The 16,859-nt window shown below is 67.9% G+C and carries 20 protein-coding genes and 1 riboswitch; of the genes, 5 read left to right on the top strand and 15 right to left on the bottom strand.

The window, feature by feature from the left end; genetic code table 11:
- Positions 1–4: 4 nt before the first annotated feature.
- Positions 5–105: riboswitch (glycine riboswitch) on the bottom strand.
- Positions 106–363: 258 nt separating this feature from the next.
- The 5 genes from ACIHAO_RS38975 to ACIHAO_RS38955 all read right to left on the bottom strand — a co-directional run bounded on the left by ACIHAO_RS38975 (position 364) and on the right by ACIHAO_RS38955 (position 5,114).
- Positions 364–738, bottom strand: coding sequence for a hypothetical protein (locus ACIHAO_RS38975; protein ID WP_396566668.1), 375 nt, complete (start codon positions 736–738; stop codon positions 364–366).
- Positions 739–924: 186 nt separating this feature from the next.
- On the bottom strand, positions 925–1,692 hold the full coding sequence (locus tag ACIHAO_RS38970) for a 3-oxoacyl-ACP reductase (protein WP_340683357.1): 768 nt from the start codon (positions 1,690–1,692) through the stop codon (positions 925–927).
- Between the two features lie 2 nt (positions 1,693–1,694).
- Positions 1,695–3,059, bottom strand: a complete 1,365-nt coding sequence (locus ACIHAO_RS38965; protein ID WP_396566665.1) for an aldehyde dehydrogenase family protein — start codon at positions 3,057–3,059, stop codon at positions 1,695–1,697.
- On the bottom strand, positions 3,056–3,769 hold the full coding sequence (locus tag ACIHAO_RS38960; RefSeq protein WP_396566663.1) for a gamma-glutamyl-gamma-aminobutyrate hydrolase family protein: 714 nt from the start codon (positions 3,767–3,769) through the stop codon (positions 3,056–3,058). Before ACIHAO_RS38960 ends, ACIHAO_RS38965 begins: the two co-directional genes overlap by 4 nt.
- Positions 3,750–5,114 carry a glutamine synthetase family protein gene (locus ACIHAO_RS38955; RefSeq protein ID WP_396566661.1) on the bottom strand — a complete coding sequence of 455 codons (1,365 nt, stop codon included), beginning with the start codon at positions 5,112–5,114 and terminating at the stop codon, positions 3,750–3,752. Before ACIHAO_RS38955 ends, ACIHAO_RS38960 begins: the two co-directional genes overlap by 20 nt.
- Before the next feature lie 227 nt (positions 5,115–5,341).
- Between ACIHAO_RS38955 and ACIHAO_RS38950 the strand changes: the two genes are divergently transcribed.
- Positions 5,342–5,866, top strand: coding sequence for a general stress protein (locus ACIHAO_RS38950; protein WP_396566659.1), 525 nt, complete (start codon positions 5,342–5,344; stop codon positions 5,864–5,866).
- 52 nt (positions 5,867–5,918) lie between these two features.
- Here ACIHAO_RS38950 and aspS read toward each other — a convergent pair whose 3' ends face one another.
- The 3 genes from aspS to ACIHAO_RS38935 form a co-directional block, all read right to left on the bottom strand.
- Positions 5,919–7,172 carry an aspartate--tRNA(Asn) ligase gene (aspS, locus tag ACIHAO_RS38945; protein WP_396566657.1) on the bottom strand — a complete coding sequence of 418 codons (1,254 nt, stop codon included), beginning with the start codon at positions 7,170–7,172 and terminating at the stop codon, positions 5,919–5,921.
- A 417-nt stretch (positions 7,173–7,589) separates the two neighbouring features.
- On the bottom strand, positions 7,590–8,837 hold the full coding sequence (locus ACIHAO_RS38940; RefSeq protein WP_396566655.1) for a DUF1700 domain-containing protein: 1,248 nt from the start codon (positions 8,835–8,837) through the stop codon (positions 7,590–7,592).
- Positions 8,834–9,157 (bottom strand): PadR family transcriptional regulator, encoded by a 324-nt coding sequence (locus ACIHAO_RS38935; RefSeq protein WP_005160429.1) that lies wholly within the window; start codon positions 9,155–9,157, stop codon positions 8,834–8,836. Before ACIHAO_RS38935 ends, ACIHAO_RS38940 begins: the two co-directional genes overlap by 4 nt.
- Before the next feature lie 163 nt (positions 9,158–9,320).
- Between ACIHAO_RS38935 and ACIHAO_RS38930 the strand changes: the two genes are divergently transcribed.
- The 4 genes from ACIHAO_RS38930 to ACIHAO_RS38915 are packed head-to-tail and all read left to right on the top strand — an operon-like array spanning position 9,321 to position 11,656.
- Positions 9,321–9,698, top strand: coding sequence for a GntR family transcriptional regulator (locus tag ACIHAO_RS38930; protein ID WP_005160428.1), 378 nt, complete (start codon positions 9,321–9,323; stop codon positions 9,696–9,698).
- Positions 9,695–10,588: an ABC transporter ATP-binding protein gene (locus ACIHAO_RS38925; RefSeq protein ID WP_396566652.1), complete on the top strand. Its 894-nt coding sequence runs from the start codon at positions 9,695–9,697 to the stop codon at positions 10,586–10,588. The genes ACIHAO_RS38930 and ACIHAO_RS38925 overlap by 4 nt, the downstream gene beginning before the upstream one ends.
- Positions 10,585–11,274, top strand: a complete 690-nt coding sequence (locus ACIHAO_RS38920) for an ABC transporter permease (protein ID WP_396566650.1) — start codon at positions 10,585–10,587, stop codon at positions 11,272–11,274. The genes ACIHAO_RS38925 and ACIHAO_RS38920 overlap by 4 nt, the downstream gene beginning before the upstream one ends.
- Before the next feature lie 28 nt (positions 11,275–11,302).
- The gene (locus ACIHAO_RS38915; RefSeq protein ID WP_396566648.1) at positions 11,303–11,656 is read left to right on the top strand and encodes a DoxX family protein; all 354 of its coding nucleotides are present in this window, start codon (positions 11,303–11,305) and stop codon (positions 11,654–11,656) included.
- Here ACIHAO_RS38915 and ACIHAO_RS38910 read toward each other — a convergent pair.
- From ACIHAO_RS38910 to ACIHAO_RS38880, 7 genes are all read right to left on the bottom strand, one after another.
- The gene (locus tag ACIHAO_RS38910) at positions 11,653–12,837 is read right to left on the bottom strand and encodes an MAB_1171c family putative transporter (protein WP_396566646.1); all 1,185 of its coding nucleotides are present in this window, start codon (positions 12,835–12,837) and stop codon (positions 11,653–11,655) included. The genes ACIHAO_RS38915 and ACIHAO_RS38910 overlap by 4 nt on opposite strands.
- A complete protein-coding gene (locus ACIHAO_RS38905; protein WP_396566644.1) occupies positions 12,834–13,397 on the bottom strand; it encodes a hypothetical protein in 564 nt (187 codons plus the stop codon). The genes ACIHAO_RS38910 and ACIHAO_RS38905 overlap by 4 nt, the downstream gene beginning before the upstream one ends.
- Positions 13,398–13,838, bottom strand: a complete 441-nt coding sequence (locus tag ACIHAO_RS38900) for an XRE family transcriptional regulator (RefSeq protein WP_396566642.1) — start codon at positions 13,836–13,838, stop codon at positions 13,398–13,400.
- A 67-nt stretch (positions 13,839–13,905) separates the two neighbouring features.
- Positions 13,906–14,766, bottom strand: coding sequence for a bifunctional DNA-formamidopyrimidine glycosylase/DNA-(apurinic or apyrimidinic site) lyase (mutM, locus tag ACIHAO_RS38895; protein ID WP_396566640.1), 861 nt, complete (start codon positions 14,764–14,766; stop codon positions 13,906–13,908).
- Between the two features lie 80 nt (positions 14,767–14,846).
- Positions 14,847–15,593: a ribonuclease III gene (gene rnc, locus ACIHAO_RS38890; protein WP_396566638.1), complete on the bottom strand. Its 747-nt coding sequence runs from the start codon at positions 15,591–15,593 to the stop codon at positions 14,847–14,849.
- 15 nt (positions 15,594–15,608) lie between these two features.
- Positions 15,609–15,791 carry a 50S ribosomal protein L32 gene (rpmF, locus tag ACIHAO_RS38885; protein WP_396566636.1) on the bottom strand — a complete coding sequence of 61 codons (183 nt, stop codon included), beginning with the start codon at positions 15,789–15,791 and terminating at the stop codon, positions 15,609–15,611.
- Positions 15,792–15,863: 72 nt separating this feature from the next.
- On the bottom strand, positions 15,864–16,481 hold the full coding sequence (locus ACIHAO_RS38880) for a YceD family protein (protein WP_396566634.1): 618 nt from the start codon (positions 16,479–16,481) through the stop codon (positions 15,864–15,866).
- Positions 16,482–16,859 lie beyond the last annotated feature (378 nt).

Raw genomic sequence — 16,859 nt, 5'->3', positions numbered from 1 at the left:
TGGGAACTCCCCCTCTGTCATGGCACCTGAGAGTTTCACCGCATGTGATGCGGCTTTCACCTTGGGTGAGGCGCACTTGCGCGCCTTCTTTCCAGAGTGGCCTCGCGGAAGCGGTAGTGAGTACCTGAGAGATTCCGGGGAGTTTGCTCCTTCGGTGCCCCACCACGTTCGTGAGGGCTCTCCCGCTCCAGCTCAACGGCCCTTGTCTGTAGTTGTGCGCACACCGTACCTGGCGTGTTCGACGCGCGTCTACTTCCACCCGACGACGTCACTTGCGTGTCTGGAGCCGTAACTCACGTGCTTGGAGCCGTAACTGGTGAGTTACGGCTCTGATCACGCGAGTTATGGCTCCAAGCACGCGAGTTACGCGTTCTCCATCATCATCTCGGCGGTGATCGTGCCGCAGAGTTCGGCGCACCGCGTCATCATGTCGGCCGCGTCGGCGAGTTCGGCGTCACCGGTCCTGGCGCACTCCTGGGCGCACATGCGCATCATCTGGGAGGCGAGGCCGCACATCTTCGCGCACATGCGCATCATCTCGAGGTCGGCGACCATGGCGGAGCAGCGCATCATCATGTCCGCGCACATGCGGGACATGTCCGCGCAGGTCACCATCATCATCCCGAGTTTCGCGCCGCCCACCTCCATGCAGCGCGTCAGCATCTCTTCGCACCGGACGTGGCACTCGTTGCACAGGTCGATGCAGTCACGCATGGCGGTGCTCATCTGCCGGGTCATTCTTCGGGCCTCCCGCGCTGTTCGGATCGCGGAACCGTGCGGCTCCGTGTCTCAGGACTACAGCGCAGGTCAGCGGCCCGCCATCCCAGCCACCGGGACGAGTGACGGGGTGGCGGGCCAGAGCGACGCAATTAGGTGACGAATCGCGCCGAGGCGTGTCGCAAGTAGGTGACGAATTGCGTGGGGTCAGAGAGGGGTCACGTAGGCGCCCGAGATGCCGCCGTCCACCAGGAACTGCGAAGCGGTGATGAACGAAGCGTCGTCGCTCGCCAGGAAGGCGACCGCGGCCGCGATCTCCTCCGGCTCGGCGAACCGCCCGACCGGCACGTGCACCAACCGCCGCGCCGCCCGCTCGGGGTCCTTCGCGAACAGTTCCTTCAGCAGCGGGGTGTTCACCGGACCCGGGCACAGCGCGTTGACCCGGATGTTCTCCCGCGCGAACTGCACGCCCAGCTCCCGGCTCATCGCCAGCACCCCGCCCTTCGACGCGGTGTAGGAGATCTGCGACGTCGCCGCGCCCATCACCGCGACGAACGACGCCGTGTTGACGATCGAGCCCTTGCCCTGCCGCCGCATATGCGGCAGCACCGCCTTGCAGCACAGGTACACCGAGGTCAGGTTGACCTTCTGCACCTTCTCCCACGCGTCGATGCCCGTGGTCAGGATCGAGTCGTCTTCGGGCGGGGAGATGCCGGCGTTGTTGAACGCGACGTCGACCGAGCCGAAGGTGTCCACAGTGGTCTGGAACAGGGCCTCGACCTGCTCGGCGTCGGTGACGTCGGCCTGCACGAACAGGCCGCCGACCTCGTCGGCCGCGGCCTTGCCCGCCTCGGCGGAGATGTCGCCGATGACGACCTTCGCGCCCTCGCTCGCCAGCCGCCGCGCGGTGGCGAGGCCGATGCCGCTGCTGCCACCGGTGATGACCGCGACGCGGCCCTCGAAACGCTGAACCATTCCTATTCCTCCGTGCTGATAAAGACGTTCTTGGTCTCGGTGAAGGCGTCGACGGCGTCCGGACCGAGTTCCCGGCCCAGCCCGGACTGCTTGAACCCGCCGAACGGCGTCCAGTACCGGACGGACGAATGCGAGTTCACCGAAAGGTTCCCGGCCTCGACACCGCGGGCGACGCGGAAGGCGCGGCCGACGTCGCGCGTCCAGATCGAGCCGGAAAGGCCGTACTCGGTGTCGTTGGCCATGGTCACCGCGTCCGCCTCGCCGTCGAACGGGACCACGGCGACGACCGGGCCGAAGATCTCCTCCGAGGCCAGCGGATGCCGCAGGTCCGGCGGGGTGACGACGGTCGGCGCGAACCAGTACCCGGGGCCGACGGGCGCGTTGCCCCGGAAGGCGACCGGCGCCGCGTCGTCCACATAGGACGACACCTTCGCGTGATGCCCCGCCGAGATCAGCGGCCCCATCTCGGTCACTTCCAGCCGCGGATCCCCGACGACCACACCGTTCACCGCGGGTTCCAGCAGTTCCATGAACTTCTCGTACACGCTCGACTGCACCAGGATCAGCGACCGCGCGCAGCAGTCCTGCCCGGCGTTGTCGAAGACGCCGTACGGAGCGGTGGCCGCGGCCTTCTCCAGGTCGGCGTCGGCGAAGACGATGTTCGCGTTCTTGCCGCCGAGTTCCAGCGTCACCCGCTTCACCTGCGCGGCGCAGCCCGCCATGATCTGCTTGCCGACCTCGGTCGAGCCGGTGAACACCACCTTCCGCACCGCGGGGTGGTCCACGAACCGCTGCCCCACCACGGATCCCTTGCCGGGGAGCACCTGGAAGACGTCTTCGGGGATCCCCGCCTCGCGGGCGAGTTCGCCGAGGCGGATCGCGGTCAGCGGAGTGAGCTCGGCGGGTTTGAGCACGACGGTGTTCCCGGCGGCGAGCGCGGGCGCGAACCCCCAGCCCGCGATGGGCATCGGGAAGTTCCACGGCACGATCACCCCGACCACGCCGAGCGGCTCGTGGAACGTCATGTTCACCCCGCCGGGTACCGGGATCTGCTTGCCGCTCAACCGTTCGGGCGAAGCCGAGTAGTACGTCAGCACGTCGCGGACGTTGCCCGCTTCCCAGCGCGCGTTGCCGATCGTGTGGCCCGCGTTGGCGACCTCCAGCGCGGCGAGGTTCTCGATGTCGGCGTCGACGGCGTCGGCGAACCGGCGCAGCAGCCGCGCCCGGTCGCCGGGGGCCACCGCGCGCCAGGCGGGGAACGCCGCGTGCGCGCGGGCGATCGCCGCGTCGGTCTCCTCGGCCGAGGTCAGCTCGACCGACCGCACCACCTCTTCGGTGGCGGGGTTGATCACCTCGAACGTGGTCATGCGCGCTCCTTAGCTGCTTCTACGAGTGCCTCGAAAAGCCTGATGTCGTCGGGATTCTGTTCGGGATGCCATTGGACGCCGAGGACGAACCCGTCGCCGGGCAGTTCGGCCGCCTCGATGGTCCCGTCGGCGGCCCAGCCGACCGGGACCAGCCCGTCACCGAGCCTGTCGATCGCCTGATGGTGGTAACACGGCACCTTGGTCTCGGCGCCGAAGATCGCCGCGACCCGGCTCCCCTCGGCAAGCGTCACCGTAGTGGTGCCGAAGATCCCCGGCGCGGGCTGGTGATCCCCACTGTCCAAAGTGTCCGGCAGATGCTGCGCGAGCGTGCCGCCCAGCGCGACACTGAGCACCTGCAGCCCGCGGCACACGCCCAGCACCGGTTTTCCACTGTCCAAAGCGGACCGCAGCAGGCCGAACTCGAACGCGTCCCGGTTCGGCCTCGTGTACGTCGTCGCGTGCGGCTCCTGGCCGTAGCGCGCCGGGTCGACGTCGGCGCCGCCGACCAGCACGAGTCCGTCCACGGCGGACATCAGCCGATCGTGTGCCCCGCTCACCGGCGGCAGCAGGACCGGGATCCCGCCGGCCGCGACGATACCGTCGACGTAGACCCGGTGCAGCAGCGCGACTTCGGTCTCCCAGACGAGGAACTTCGCGGGTTCCAGATAGGAGGTGAGACCGATGATGGGGTCAGAGCCGTTCGAAGCCACGGATCCTCTCCCAGTCGGTGACGGCGGCGTCGTACGCGGTGAGTTCGACCTTCGCCGCGTTCAGGTAGTGGTCGACGACCTCGTCCCCGAACGCGGTCCTGGCGAGTTCGCTCTCGTCCAGCAGCGCCGCGGCTTCACGCAGGGTCGTCGGCACGGTCGGCTTGTCGGAACCGTAGGCGTTGCCGTGGAACTCCGGCTCCAGCTCAAGTTCGTTCTCGATGCCGTGCAAACCGGCCGCGATGAGCGCGGCCACCGCGAGGTACGGGTTCACGTCGCCGCCGGGGACCCGGTTCTCGGTGCGCAGCGAGTCTCCGTGCCCGACGACGCGGAGCGCGCACGTGCGGTTGTCGGTGCCCCAAGCGACGGCTGTCGGCGCGAAGCTGCCGGGGACGAAACGCTTGTAGGAGTTGATGTTCGGCGCGAGGAAGTAGGTCAGCTCACGCAGTCCGGCGAGCTGACCGGCGAGGAAGTGCTCCATCAGCGGCGAGAACCCGCCGGGGCCGTCACCTGCCAGGACGGGCTCGCCCTCGGCCGAGCGCAGGCTGATGTGGATGTGGCAGGAGTTGCCCTCGCGTTCGTTGTACTTCGCCATGAACGTGAGGCTCTTGCCCTCCTGCGCGGCGATCTCCTTGGACCCGGTCTTGTAGACGCTGTGGTTGTCGCAGGTGGTCAGCGCGTCGGCGTAGCGGAACGCGATCTCGTGCTGACCGGGGTTGCACTCGCCCTTGGCCGACTCGACGTACAGTCCCGCCCCGCCCATGTCGTTCCGGATGCGGCGCAGCAGCGGCTCGATCCGCGAGGTGCCGAGCATCGAGTAGTCGACGTTGTACTGGTTGGCCGGGCGAAGGTCCTGATACCGCTTGTCCCATGCCGACTCGAAGGTGTCGTCGAAGACGATGAACTCCAGTTCGGTCCCGACGTACGCGGCGAGACCACGCGCGGCGAGCCGGTCGAGCTGACCGCGCAGGATCTGGCGCGGCGAAGGGGCCACGGCGCCGCCCTGCACCCGTTCGAGGTCGGCGAGGACGAGCGCGGTGCCCTCCTGCCACGGAAGCAGGCGAAGCGTGCCGAAGTCCGGGCGCATGACGAAGTCGCCGTAGCCGGTCTCCCACGACGACATCGCGTAACCGTCGACAGTGTTCATGTCGACGTCGACGGCGAGCAGGTAATTGCACGCTTCGGTGGCGTGCTCGACGACCTCGTTGAGGAAGTACTCGGCGGCGCAGCGTTTGCCCTGCAACCTGCCCTGCATGTCGGCGATCGCCACCAGCACCGTGTCGACCGTGCCGTCCTCGACCAGTTCCCGGAGCCGATCCAGCGTGAGCATGCCGCGCCTGTTCGCCATCAGCCTCACCTAAAGGTTCGAAGCGGTACCTTTGCGGCTTCTTCCTACCGGGTGAGCCGGACCTGGTCAACTCGACCAATGGTCTACCTCGTTACCCATTGCGGACGGTAGTTGATCCCTGGGCGGATTGTCTGCGATGCCCGGCTGAGAAGATGCTGTGAATCCCGCCGGACGGGAGGAGATCCGCACACCCGGAACGTTGTACGGATCAAGAGAGGTGAGAAGGAATGACACAGGCATTCACGCAGCAGACCACGTTCACCGAGCCCCAGGGGCGGGCTCAGCTCCCGACGCTGCCCAGCGGGTGGCCGATCGGCTCCTACGAGTCGTACTCCGAAGCGCAGCGTGCCGTCGACCACCTCGCGGGAACGGACTTCCCGATCACGGACGTCACCATCGTCGGTGTCGAGCCGATCCTGGTCGAGCGGATCGCCGGGCGGATGGGCTGGAGCAAGGTGCTGACCAGTTCGGCACTGTCGGGCGCGATGTTCGGTATGTTCCTCGGCCTCGTGCTGAGCCTGCTCAACCCGGGCGCCGGACTGGTGCCGATCCTCGTCGGCCTCGTCGGCGGTATCGCGTTCAACCTGCTGTTCGGCGCGCTGGGGTACGCGGCTTCGAAGAACAAGCGCGGGTTCATCTCGCAGAGCCAGCTGGTCGCCCGGCGTTACGACGTCCTGGCCCAGCCGCGCAACGCCGAGAAGGGCCGCGCCCTGCTGGCCGACCTGGCAGCCAGGAGCGCGTTCCTCCACTGAGCCTCACCCCCACGCGAGCCGGCACCTCAGTACGAGGTGCCGGCTCGCGGCTTTACGGGGTCAGGCGGTGCAGGTCACGCGGGAACAGCGTCGCCTGGCGGACGTTGGGCAGCCCGAGCAACCGGGCCGTCCAGCGTTCGAGACCCAGCGCGAACCCGCCGTGCGGCGGCATCCCGTGCGCGAAGACGGACAGATAGTCCCGGTACGGCTCGGTGGACTCACCGCGCGCCGCCAGCGCGGCGACGTAGTCGGCGTGCCGATGCAGCCGCTGGCCGCCGGTCACGAGTTCCAGCCCGCGGAAAAGCAGGTCGAAACTGTTGGAATACCCGGGTCGCTCCGGGTCCGGATGCGTGTAGAACGGCCGCTTCACCATCGGGTAGCCGGTGACGAACAGGAATTCCGATCCGTGTTCGCGCAGCGCCCAGTCCGAAAGCAGCCGCTCGTGCGCGGGTGCGAGGTCCGGTTCGCCACGCGGGTCTTCGCCGGACAGCCGCGCGATCAGGTCTTGCGCCTCCGCGAAGTGGATCTCCGGAATCTCCTCGGGCACCACGACTTCCGCCTCCGGAACCGCCGCGGCCATCCCGGCGACGACCTCCCGCAGCACCGCCATCACGTCGTGGTGGCCGTCGATGAAGCCGAGTTCGGCGTCGAGGCTGGTGTACTGCGCGAGATGCCGCGCCGTGTCGTGCGGTTCGGCGCGGAAGACCGGGCCGACCTCGTACACCCGCTCGAAGACCCCGACCAGCGCCTGCTTGTAGAACTGCGGCGACTGCGCCAAGAAGGCCCGCTCGCCGAAGTAGTCGATGCCGAAGACGTTCGCGCCGGATTCCGTGGCCGACGAGACGATCTTGGGCGTCTGGGTTTCGGTGAACCCGAGTCCGTCCAGTGCCGACCGGAACCCGGCGACGCTCGCCGCCGCGACCGTGAACACCTTCTTCAGCCGCGGATGCCGCAGCGCGACGGCGGCGTTGTCCAGCACCGTGGGCAACGCGGCCGGAAGCGACGGCCGATAGAGGTCGAACGGCGGTGGTTCGGCGGGTTCGGAAAGCGGCTTGACCGACGGCTCGGTCAGTTCCACGCCGTCGGGTGCTTGAGGGTTCGCCGTGACAAGGCCTTCGACCTCGACCACGGTCTCCTCCGGCGGGCCACCGGGTTCGGCGAGCACGACCTGGCCGAGTCCGGAGCGGTCCCGGATCACCAGGAAGGTGACGGATTTCAAGCGGCGCCGGCGGTGCACCCAGCCGGCGACGCGGACACGGCCGCCGACGTGCCGGGGCAGGTCGGCGACGAGGACACGCGAGATCATCACAACTCCTGTACGGATATGCGCGACCCCTTGGGAGTGCGGGCGAGAAGGGAACTCGCGGTACCACCGCACTTTCGCCGCCGCCCTGGACGAGCGGCGGCCTCGAAGGCCCGATGACGAGGGCCGGACGGCGGGGCATGGGGCGCGGACGCCGTTCCTCCCCGCACTCGGGAGGGTCTTCACCGCAGGCCGCGAGACCGCCTTCTCAGCTACCGGCGGCTCTCTGGGACTCGCGTGGTCCTTCGGCTACTCGTCTCCGTCAACGCGTTGCCCCCGAGATTACGTCTCGCGAGGCGATCCTCGCATCCGCATTTCGTCCTCTGGATGCGGTAGTCGAGAACGCGAACTACCGCATCCAGAGGACGAAATGCGTAAAGGGGTGGAGGCGCCCCCGACAGCCGCCTCCACCCGGGCCACCTAGCGCGTCGGCTGGGTGGAGTTCGACGGCGGCGCCACCGAGGTGGACGACGGCGGGGCGGCCTGAGAAGTCGGCGGCACCGGTGCGCCCTTCGGGATCGCCGCGCTGAACGGGACGTCGGTCCGTTCCTGGCAGTAACCGCGGGAACCGTTGTAGCCGTTCAGGTTTCCGTCGTTGTCCTGGACGCCTCGTTCGAGCCGCGGCCGCGGGTAGCGGTTGTCGTCACCGACCTTCCGCTTCTCGCCCGTACTCCTCTCGCAGGCGTACCGCGTGGTGCTGAGCGGACGGCCGTTCTCGTCGTAGAGGTAGATCTCGGCCAGCGGCTTGCCTTCGGCGTCGAAGGCGTAGATGTTCTCCACGTCCTGGCTGCCGTACATCAACTGCGGGTTGCCGTAGTTGTCGTTGTAGCTCGGCCCGTAGGGGCTGTTGTAGGAACCGTTGCTGTAGGACCGTTTCGCGACCAGGTCGACCGCCGCGCCCGCGCCGCCGAGCATGCTGCCGACGACGAACGCCGAGATCGGCACGGCCAGCCACAGCAGCCGCCGGTCGGCCTTCAGCTTCGGCCCCGCCCACACCACGGCGACGGCCGCCAGCAGCATCAGCGGCAGCAGCAAAATGGCCTCGGTGTCGCGGACCACGAGCAGCAGGCCGAACACGACCAGCACCGCCGCGCACAGCACCCACCACGCCGGCTTGAGCGTGCGGAAGTAGTTCAGCCCCTTGCCGTTCCGGTCTTTCTGGAACGAGGCCGCGGTCTCGCGGAGTTTGACCACCTCGGGCAGTTCCGCGATCGGGGCGACGCCCTTGCGGACCACGTAGGCGACGCTGATCGCGAGCACGGGGGCGACGAAAAGCAGGCCCAGCAACGGTTCCACCCGGACCAACACCGCGGCGGCGAAGCCGAACAGTGCGAAGCCGCCGACGGAGAACACCAGGCCCCAGAACGCGAACCGCGCTCCGCCGATTCCGGTCTTCACCTTCAGCACGGTGGTCTTGTCGCCCGCGTCGGCCGGACGCGGCGGATAGCCACCCGACGCCCGCAGTTCGGCGGCGTAACTCTCGGGGCTGCCCAGCCGCTCGATCAGGGCGTCGACCTTGGGGTTCTCGCCCAGTTCCGCCTCCATCTCGGCGAGATGGGGCCGGACGTCTTCGAGGATCTCCTCGACTTCGCTCTCGGGAAGGTCGGCGAGCGCGCTCCTGACCCTCGCCAGATACACCCGCACGGCGGTCGGATTCTGCGTGCTCATGCTGCCTCTCCCAACAGGCTGTTCATCGTCGTGGCGAAAGTCCGCCAGGTCTGCCCCGACTCCTCGAGGCGCTGGCGACCCGGTTCGTTGAGGCTGTAGTACTTGCGGTGCGGGCCTTCTTCACTCGGCACCACGTACGACGTCAGCAGGCCTGCCTTGTACAGCCGCCGAAGCGTTCCGTACACCGAAGCGTCGCCCACTTCTTGCAACCCCGCGACGCGAAGTCTTCGGAGCACGTCGTAGCCGTAGCCGTCCTCTCCGCGAAGTACCGCGAGAACGGCGAGGTCCAGCACGCCTTTGAGTAGCTGACTGATCTCCACAGTCGCGTCCCTCCCAGTCTTACGCAACAGAAGGTACCACGCATTGCGCAGTAGTGTGCACGGCGGAACCCACTTGCGTCGAACGGGGGTTCATGGGTTACTTACTCCAGTAATGAACCACCGCACCCGGCACGGGTGCACGAAGACTGGGAACGGAGGTGTCGTGCTCGACGAAGGAACACCCCTGTTCGTGCAGATCGCCGAACAGATCGCCGACGACATCGCCGAGGGAAGCCTGGCCGAGGGGGAACGCGTGCCGTCAACCAACGAACTCGCCGCCTTCTACCGGATCAATCCGGCGACGGCGGCCAAGGGGATCAACGTGCTCGCCGACGACGGACTGCTCGAAAAGCGGCGCGGTATCGGCATGTTCGTCGCCGGCGGGGCGCGGCAGAAGCTGCTCACCGACCGGCGGCAACGGTTCGCCGAGCAGTACCTCGACCCGATGCTCATCGAAGCGCGACGCCTCGGCATCGACGACGAAACCCTGATCTCGCTCATCCGCGGGAACGGACACCGGAACGGAGGACCCGCCGCATGACGCCGACCATTTCGACCACCGGCCTGACCCGGCGCTACGGCGACCACCTCGCGCTCGGCGATGTCTCGGTCGACATCGAAGAAGGCAAGATCACCGGCCTGCTCGGCCGCAACGGCGCGGGCAAGAGCACCTTCCTGCGCATCGTCACCGCGCAGGAGTTCGCCAGCACGGGCTCGGTCCGTGTGTTCGGCGAGAACCCGGTGGAGAACGAACGCGTGCTCCAGCGCCTGGTGCTCGTCCGTGAGGACCAGCAGTTCCCGGACTTCAAGGTCCGGCACGCCCTTTCGGCGGCGTCGTGGTTCTACCCGAACTGGGACGCGGAGCTGGCCGACACGCTGCTCCGCGACTTCGACCTGCCGACGAAGCGCCCGATCAAGAAGCTCTCGCGAGGGATGCGCTCGGCGCTGTCGATCACGATCGGGCTGGCGGCACGGGCGGAACTCACGCTGCTCGACGAGCCGTACGCGGGCCTCGACGCCGTCGCGCGGCAACTGTTCTACGACCGGTTGCTCGACGACTATTCGGCCCATCCGCGAACGGTCCTGCTCTCCACGCACCTGATCGACGAGGTGGCGGATCTGCTGGAGCACGTGGTGATGATCGACAAGGGCCGCGTCGTCCTCGACGCGCCCGCCGACGAACTGCGCGGCTCGGCCGCCACGGTCAGCGGGCCCGCCACGGCGGTGGAATCCTTCGTCGCCGGCCGCCGCGTGCTGCACCGCCGCAAGATCGGTTCACGGGCTTCGATCACCGTCGCCGACGCGCTCGACGCCGCCGCGAAGGCGCGGGCACAGGCCCTGCACCTGAAGCTCGAACCGCTTTCCCTGCAGCAGCTGATGGTGCACACCTCCAACACCGGACAGACGACAGCGGAGGAGGCGTCCGCATGAACACCCTGGTCAAAGTCGCGCGCTACCACCTGGTGGACCGGCTTCAGTTCCTGGTCCTCCCGGTCGGCGTCACGTTCTTCGCGTTCCTGGTGAATCTCACCATCTTCGCGGTGATTCCCGAGACGCCCGAGGAGAACTACTCCGGCGGCCTGTTCACGCTGTACGTGTTCATGCTCGTCTGCGGTGCCTTGAGCATGACGAAGTCGCTGCCGTTCGGGCTCGCGCTCGGCGTGTCGAGGCGGTCGTACTACCTGGGCACGATCCTGCTGGTGGCCGGGCTGTCCGCGCTCTACGCGGTGGGGATCGTCGTGTTCCAGGCGATCGAGGAAGCGACCGGAGGCTGGGGGCTCGGCCTCAACTACTTCCGGGTGCCCTGGCTGCTCGACGGCTCCTGGTATCTGACCCTGCTCACGTCGTTCGTCTTCCTGGCGCTGATGTTCGTCTACGGCATGTGGTACGGCCTGATCTACCGGCGTGCCGCGGTACTGGGTGTGGTCCTGTTCGCTGCCGCGCAGGTCCTGGTGCTGGTGGGTGGGGTGCTGCTGCTCAGCTGGACCGATTCCTGGCCGAAACTCGGCACGTTCTTCAGCACGCTGACCGTCGGCGGCGTGACCGGGGTGCTCGCCCTGCTGGTCTGCGTCGCCGGCGCCGGCGGATTCGCCACGATGCGCCGCGTCACCGTCTGAAAGCCCTTACACGCCAAGGAGTTCCGTTATGGCCGTGACTCATGTGGTGTTGTCGGTGCTGCTGGCCGCGATCTTCGCCGTACTGGGGGTGGCGAAGGTCCTGCGTCAGCCGTCGTTGGTCTCCCGGACCGAGAGGCTCGGCTTCTCGGTCCGGGGGATCCAGGGGATCGGCGCCCTCGAGATCGCCGGAGCGGCGGGCCTGGTGGCCGGATTCTTCTGGGCGCCGCTCGGGATCGCCGCGGCGATCGGCCTGGCGGCGTTGCTGGTCGGGGCGGCGGTCGCCCATCTGCGGGCGGGTGACGGGATCAAGGACGTCGTCCCGCCGGTCTGGCTCGCGCTGGTCTCGGCGGCGGCCGCCGTCACCGCGATCGTTTCGGCTTAAGCAGCAAGCGTTTCACGGGCTCGGTCGCGAATGCGTCCGACCACGGTGGACCGTCGCCAGGCGCGCGTGACCTCCACCAGCCACGCCGCTTCGGTGGCGATGTCCGGCTCGTCGAGGTAGGTCGCCGGAACGTCGTCGGGGGCGTACCGGCGGCCCGCCTCGGAGGCGACGAGCGCGGCGGCCAAGGCCGCGGCTTCGATCGTCGCGGGGACCCGGGATTCGGGGATCTTCGCCTTGCGTGCTTCGGCTTCCGCGACCGGCGGCACGTCCGGATCGAAGTAGGGACGCAGTGCGAGATGGCCGTCCCGGATCTCGATCACCCTGCGGTACAAGGCGAACTCGACGCCGCCCGGCATACCGGGGCCCGGGTCCAGCGCGATCCCCGGGACGGCTTCGCGCATCGCGGTCCACAACGGCTCGATCCGGCGATACGTCCGGTACGTGCCGATCAGGCGGAACGGGGTGGCCAGCGCGGGCCCCCACACGCTGAGCGTCGCGCCCGCCCCGGCGAGCCCGACGCTCAGCGCCGCCAGGATCGACGAAACGGTTTCCTCACCGGCGTTGACCTCGCCGGTGGTGGCGAGGATGTAGATGTCATCGACGTCCCAGAAGGTCCAGCCCAGCGCGGCGACCCCGCCGCCGACGAGCAGCCACAGCCCGGTGCGAAGCGGGCCCGGATCGGCATGGCGCGCGAAGCGGGCGAAGACGATCGAGAAGGCCAGCAGGCTGATCAGACCGTAGACGAGGAAAAGGACGTTGTACGCGACGAACCAGCCGAGCCTGCCCGGCCCGGCGGCGGTGTGCTCGCCGACGCGGTAACTGTCGGAGAGGAAGAAGAGCACGATCTCGGCGGCCACGACGATCCAGGACAGCAGCGCGTGCCAGCCGATCCGCTTGTCCTCCCCCAGTTTCAGCGAATGCGCGAACGCGACCGCGAAGGCCATCGCGCCGATCTTGAGCAGATCGGCCGCCAGGTTCAGAAGGCTGCCGATGGGTTCTTCGACGCCGACGGCGTTTTCCATGGCCGGAGTGAGCAGCATGATGCCGCCCGCGATGCACATCCCGAACGCGCTGAGGAACCACATCCGCCGCAGCGGCTGGGTGTGCCTGGCCTGGATCAGCTTGTACCCGAAGCCCGCGAAAGCCACCACGCAGCAGAAATACGCGATGGTCTCGGTCACGGACGGCGCCGTTTCCGGCTGCCGAAGAGGTCGTCGACCCTGGCCATGCCGCCGGCGAGGTCGCTCCCGCTCTCGTCGAGACGCGCCGCTCCGCGCACCGTCGTCCGTGCGACGCGCTGCGCGAGCAGACTGGCGAGCAATTCGGCCTCCTGCTCCTCGACGGCGCTGTAACTCGTGCGGCCGAGAACACGGCGGACGAGTTCGGGCGACAGGTTCGGCATGAGGGTCTTGCTGGCGGCGGCGTCGAGCGCGATCCCGTCGGCGCCCGCGTCCGAACCGGTGTGGCCGCACAACAAATGGCCGACCTCGTGCAGGAGGATATGCCGCCGGTGCAGGGCGGTGGTGTTGGTCGGATAGAGGATGTAGTCCGCGCGCTCGGTGCTCATCAACAGCCCGCAAGGGCCACTGGAGGGGACGCTGACCTGCATCAACTCGATCGGGCGGCCGCGTTCGGCCGCCAATTCGGCGGTGAAGGCCTCGGCGTCGAAGGGTTCGGGAAGAGCGACGCCGTCGGCGAGACCCCGGCAGCGGCGCCACAGCTCTTTACGGCGGCGGTCCACTCACGTCTCCTTCTTCGTGCCGCCCCGTCCGGATTCCCTGCGGGCGATCGCGTCGATCATGTCGCTGATGGTGTCGAGTCCATCGGGGGAAAGTGTTACGGCCCGCAGCGCGACATCCCGGACACCGGCGTCGCGGAGGGCGCCGAGCAGCGCGAGCTCCTCGGCGATCTTGGCGCTCTGCTCGTCGTCGAAGAAGTACGCCGGCGAGACACCGAAGAACTGGGCGAGCGCCTCGAGGTGGCGTTTCGTGGGATTGTCGCGGCGACCTGTGCGTAACTGCCACAGATACGTCGTCGAGAAGCTCTCGCCGGTGGCTTCCCGGCACGCCTTGGCGACCTCTTCGTGACTGTACGGCTCACGATCGGGTCTGAGCACGATCTGGAACAGCTTGTCGATCTTCTCGGCGAGCGTCGTCTTGCCGGGCTCGGTCGCGGCCACCATCCCACTCCCTCAATGTCGTGCCCGTTCATGCTAGTTGACGCGCCACCCGCGCCGTACACGACAGTTTTCACCTCAAGCGCGGACGCGGCTGGCACCGGGGGCACGAAAAGGACGAGCGGTTCATGAAGGGATCACGCCGGATCGCGGTGCCGCACCGGCCACACGGCAAGCCTTCCTGGCCATAGGCGTCGAGCGACCGGTCGAAATACCCGGATTCGCCGTTGATGTTGACGTACAAGGCGTCGAACGAGGTCCCGCCCGCGACGAGCGCGGCGTCCATGACGTCGCCCGCGGCGGTGAGGACCGTCCGGCCCTGTGCCGCGGTGAGCTTTTCGGTGGGCCGGGCCCAGTGGAGCTTGGACCGCCAGAGCGCTTCGTCGGCGTAGATGTTGCCGATACCGGAGACGAGGGTCTGGTCGAGCAGGGCGCGTTTGATCTCCGTCCGCCTCGACCGCAGCGCGCGGACGGCCTGGTCGAGGTCGAAGCGCGGGTCCATCGGGTCGCGGGCGATATGCGCGATGGTGGACGGCAACGAGGTCCCGTCGACCTCGGTGAGTTCCGCGAGCGCGAGACCACCGAAAGTCCGCTGGTCGACGAAGCGCAGCTCGGGCCCGTTGTCAGCGAAACGGAATCGCACGCGAAGGTGCTTCTCGTCAGGTGCTTCTTCGGGCTGGACCAGCATCTGGCCGCTCATGCCGAGGTGCGCGAGCATGGCCTGACCGTCGGAAAGCTCCAGCCACAGGTACTTGCCGCGACGGCGGGCGGCGGTGATCTTGATGCCGGAAAGGCGTCCGGTGAAATCCTCGGCGCCGAGTTCGTGACGACGGATCGCGCGGGCGTGGAGAACTTCGACCTCGGTGATCGTCCGGCCGGAGGCATGCGCCTCGAGCCCGGCGCGGACCACCTCGACCTCGGGGAGTTCGGGCATGCCGTCGATTCTCCCACCGGCCCTCGTGAGTGGTGATGACGGTCAGAACCGTCTTCACCACTCGCGAGGGAGTGCGGGACTCAGGTGGTCTTCGGCGGCTGGTCGACGTCGAGTTCGGCCGAAAGCTGTCGCCAGGCCGTCTCGGCGGCCTTCTGCTCGGCTTCCTTCTTGGTCGTTCCCGAGCCGTAGCCGAGTTCACGCCCGCCGACGAGGACGGTCGCGGTGAACTCCTTGCGGTGGTCGGGACCGGTGTCCTCGACCTTGTACTCGGGCACGCCGAGCCCGGCCGACGCGGTCAGCTCCTGGAGGCTGGTCTTCCAGTCCAGTCCGGCGCCACGCAGCGGCGCTTCGGCGAGCAGGCCGTCGAACAGGTGATGCACGAGCTTGCGCGCGATGTCGATGCCGTGCTGCTGGTACGCGGCGCCGATGACGGCTTCGAGACCGTCGGCGAGGATGCTCGCCTTGTCCCGGCCGCCGGTGAGCTCCTCGCCCTTGCCCAGCAACAGGTGCTTGCCGAGCCCACCTTCGCCGAGGCCGCGCGCGACCCTGGCCAGCGCGTGCATGTTGACCACGCTGGCACGGAGCTTCGCGAGCTGACCTTCGGCCAGGTCGGGATGAGTGTTGTAGAGGTGGTCGGTGACGACCAGACCCAGCACCGCGTCCCCGAGGAACTCCAGGCGCTCGTTCGGCGGCAACCCACCGTTCTCATAGGCATAAGAACGGTGGGTCAGCGACAATGTCAGCAGCTCGGGCTCGATCGTGATCCCGAGTGCTTCGAGCAGTGGTGCGGTGTCCGCGGGTGGTCCCCCGGCCGACTTGCCCCCCATGTCGTCAGCTGCCGATCAGGCGGGCTCGACGACCTGGCGACCGTTGTGCTGGCCGCAGGCCGGGCACGTGATGTGCTGGAGCTTCGGCTGCTTGCAGGCGCGGTTGGAGCAGGGCACCAGCTGAACCGGAGCCGCCTTCCACTGGCTGCGGCGCGCGCGGGTGTTGGATCGCGACATCTTCCGCTTCGGGACGGCCACGAGTAGATCTCCTTCAGACGGTCTGCCCGCGGTCGCGAGCGAACTTGCTTCTCCGGAACGAGCTGGTGCTCGTCAGGCTTGCTTTCCGGGGCCATCAGCCTGGTCATCGGCCGTTTCGTCGCCGAAACGCCTCACCAGCGTGGCCCACCGAGGGTCTATCTTCTCATGCCCGTGCCCGGGCTCGAGATCGGCCCACTTGACACCGCATTCGATGCACAGTCCCCGGCAGTCCTCGGTGCACAGCGGGGCCAGCGGCAGCGCCAGCACCACCGCGTCCCGGACCGTCGGCTCGAGGTCGATCCGGTCGTCCACCAGGCGAGGGATCTCGTCCTCGTCGGTGGTCTCCTCGGTCGCGGAGCCGGGGTAGGCGAAGAGCTCGGTCAGGTCGACCTCGACGTCTTCCGTGATCGGATCGAGGCACCGCGAGCAGTGCCCCGTCGCGACGGCGGACGCCGTACCGCTGACGAGCACACCCTCGACGACGGATTCGAGCATCAGGTCGAGTTCCAGGCCGGAGCCGGCGTCGATGGTGATGACGTCGGGCACACCGAGCGCGGTCTCGACGGGAATGGTGCGTTGGACGGCCTTGCTCAGGCCGGCGTGACGGCCGAGTTCGCGGGTGTCGAGCACCCACGGGTTCCGGTCGTCCAGTTGCGCAGGCCTGGCCTGCGGCGACTTGTTCTCAGACATCGATGACCAGGGTACGCAGTCTCCGCCACCGACTTTCGGGCACGCCCCGCGAAAGCCGTGAAGGCCCCTTGAGGGACCCAGAGTCCGTGAGGGCCTCCTTACCTACCCTCAGGGTAGTGAAGGAGGCCCTCACTACTTCCGTTGCCGAACACTCGGAGCTGGCTTGCGCCTGGTCGGGCGTGGCCGCTTGCGAAATCAGGGCTGACCTGCGAAGTGATAGCAAAGGTCCCTTGCTCTCCGTGCTCCCGGGCGCAACCGTGAAGTACATGAAGGCCCCCTTCCTCTTGGGTTCTAGTGGTGGTTGCAACACCTGATTTGTTCAGGGGTTGTGTTGTTCGAGATTCGTGGGGATCGGTCGCCTCAGGGCCCGAGGAAGCT

This window comes from Amycolatopsis sp. NPDC052450, assembly GCF_044547565.1.
In the GTDB taxonomy this organism is placed as follows: domain Bacteria; phylum Actinomycetota; class Actinomycetes; order Mycobacteriales; family Pseudonocardiaceae; genus Amycolatopsis.
Note: the sequence above shows the minus strand (reverse complement) of the source record. Positions and strands in the feature narration are given on the sequence as shown.

Bases quoted from the DNA above. Each gene is read 5' to 3' on its own strand.
- ACIHAO_RS38975 (WP_396566668.1), bottom strand. From the start codon at position 738: ATGACCCGGCAGATGAGCACCGCCATGCGTGACTGCATCGACCTGTGC.
- ACIHAO_RS38970 (WP_340683357.1), bottom strand. From the start codon at position 1,692: ATGGTTCAGCGTTTCGAGGGCCGCGTCGCGGTCATCACCGGTGGCAGC.
- ACIHAO_RS38965 (WP_396566665.1), bottom strand. From the start codon at position 3,059: ATGACCACGTTCGAGGTGATCAACCCCGCCACCGAAGAGGTGGTGCGG.
- ACIHAO_RS38955 (WP_396566661.1), bottom strand. From the start codon at position 5,114: ATGGCGAACAGGCGCGGCATGCTCACGCTGGATCGGCTCCGGGAACTG.
- ACIHAO_RS38950 (WP_396566659.1), top strand. From the start codon at position 5,342: ATGACACAGGCATTCACGCAGCAGACCACGTTCACCGAGCCCCAGGGG.
- aspS (WP_396566657.1), bottom strand. From the start codon at position 7,172: ATGATCTCGCGTGTCCTCGTCGCCGACCTGCCCCGGCACGTCGGCGGC.
- ACIHAO_RS38940 (WP_396566655.1), bottom strand. From the start codon at position 8,837: ATGAGCACGCAGAATCCGACCGCCGTGCGGGTGTATCTGGCGAGGGTC.
- ACIHAO_RS38925 (WP_396566652.1), top strand. From the start codon at position 9,695: ATGACGCCGACCATTTCGACCACCGGCCTGACCCGGCGCTACGGCGAC.
- ACIHAO_RS38920 (WP_396566650.1), top strand. From the start codon at position 10,585: ATGAACACCCTGGTCAAAGTCGCGCGCTACCACCTGGTGGACCGGCTT.
- ACIHAO_RS38915 (WP_396566648.1), top strand. From the start codon at position 11,303: ATGGCCGTGACTCATGTGGTGTTGTCGGTGCTGCTGGCCGCGATCTTC.
- ACIHAO_RS38900 (WP_396566642.1), bottom strand. From the start codon at position 13,838: ATGGTGGCCGCGACCGAGCCCGGCAAGACGACGCTCGCCGAGAAGATC.
- mutM (WP_396566640.1), bottom strand. From the start codon at position 14,766: ATGCCCGAACTCCCCGAGGTCGAGGTGGTCCGCGCCGGGCTCGAGGCG.
- rnc (WP_396566638.1), bottom strand. From the start codon at position 15,593: ATGGGGGGCAAGTCGGCCGGGGGACCACCCGCGGACACCGCACCACTG.
- ACIHAO_RS38880 (WP_396566634.1), bottom strand. From the start codon at position 16,481: ATGTCTGAGAACAAGTCGCCGCAGGCCAGGCCTGCGCAACTGGACGAC.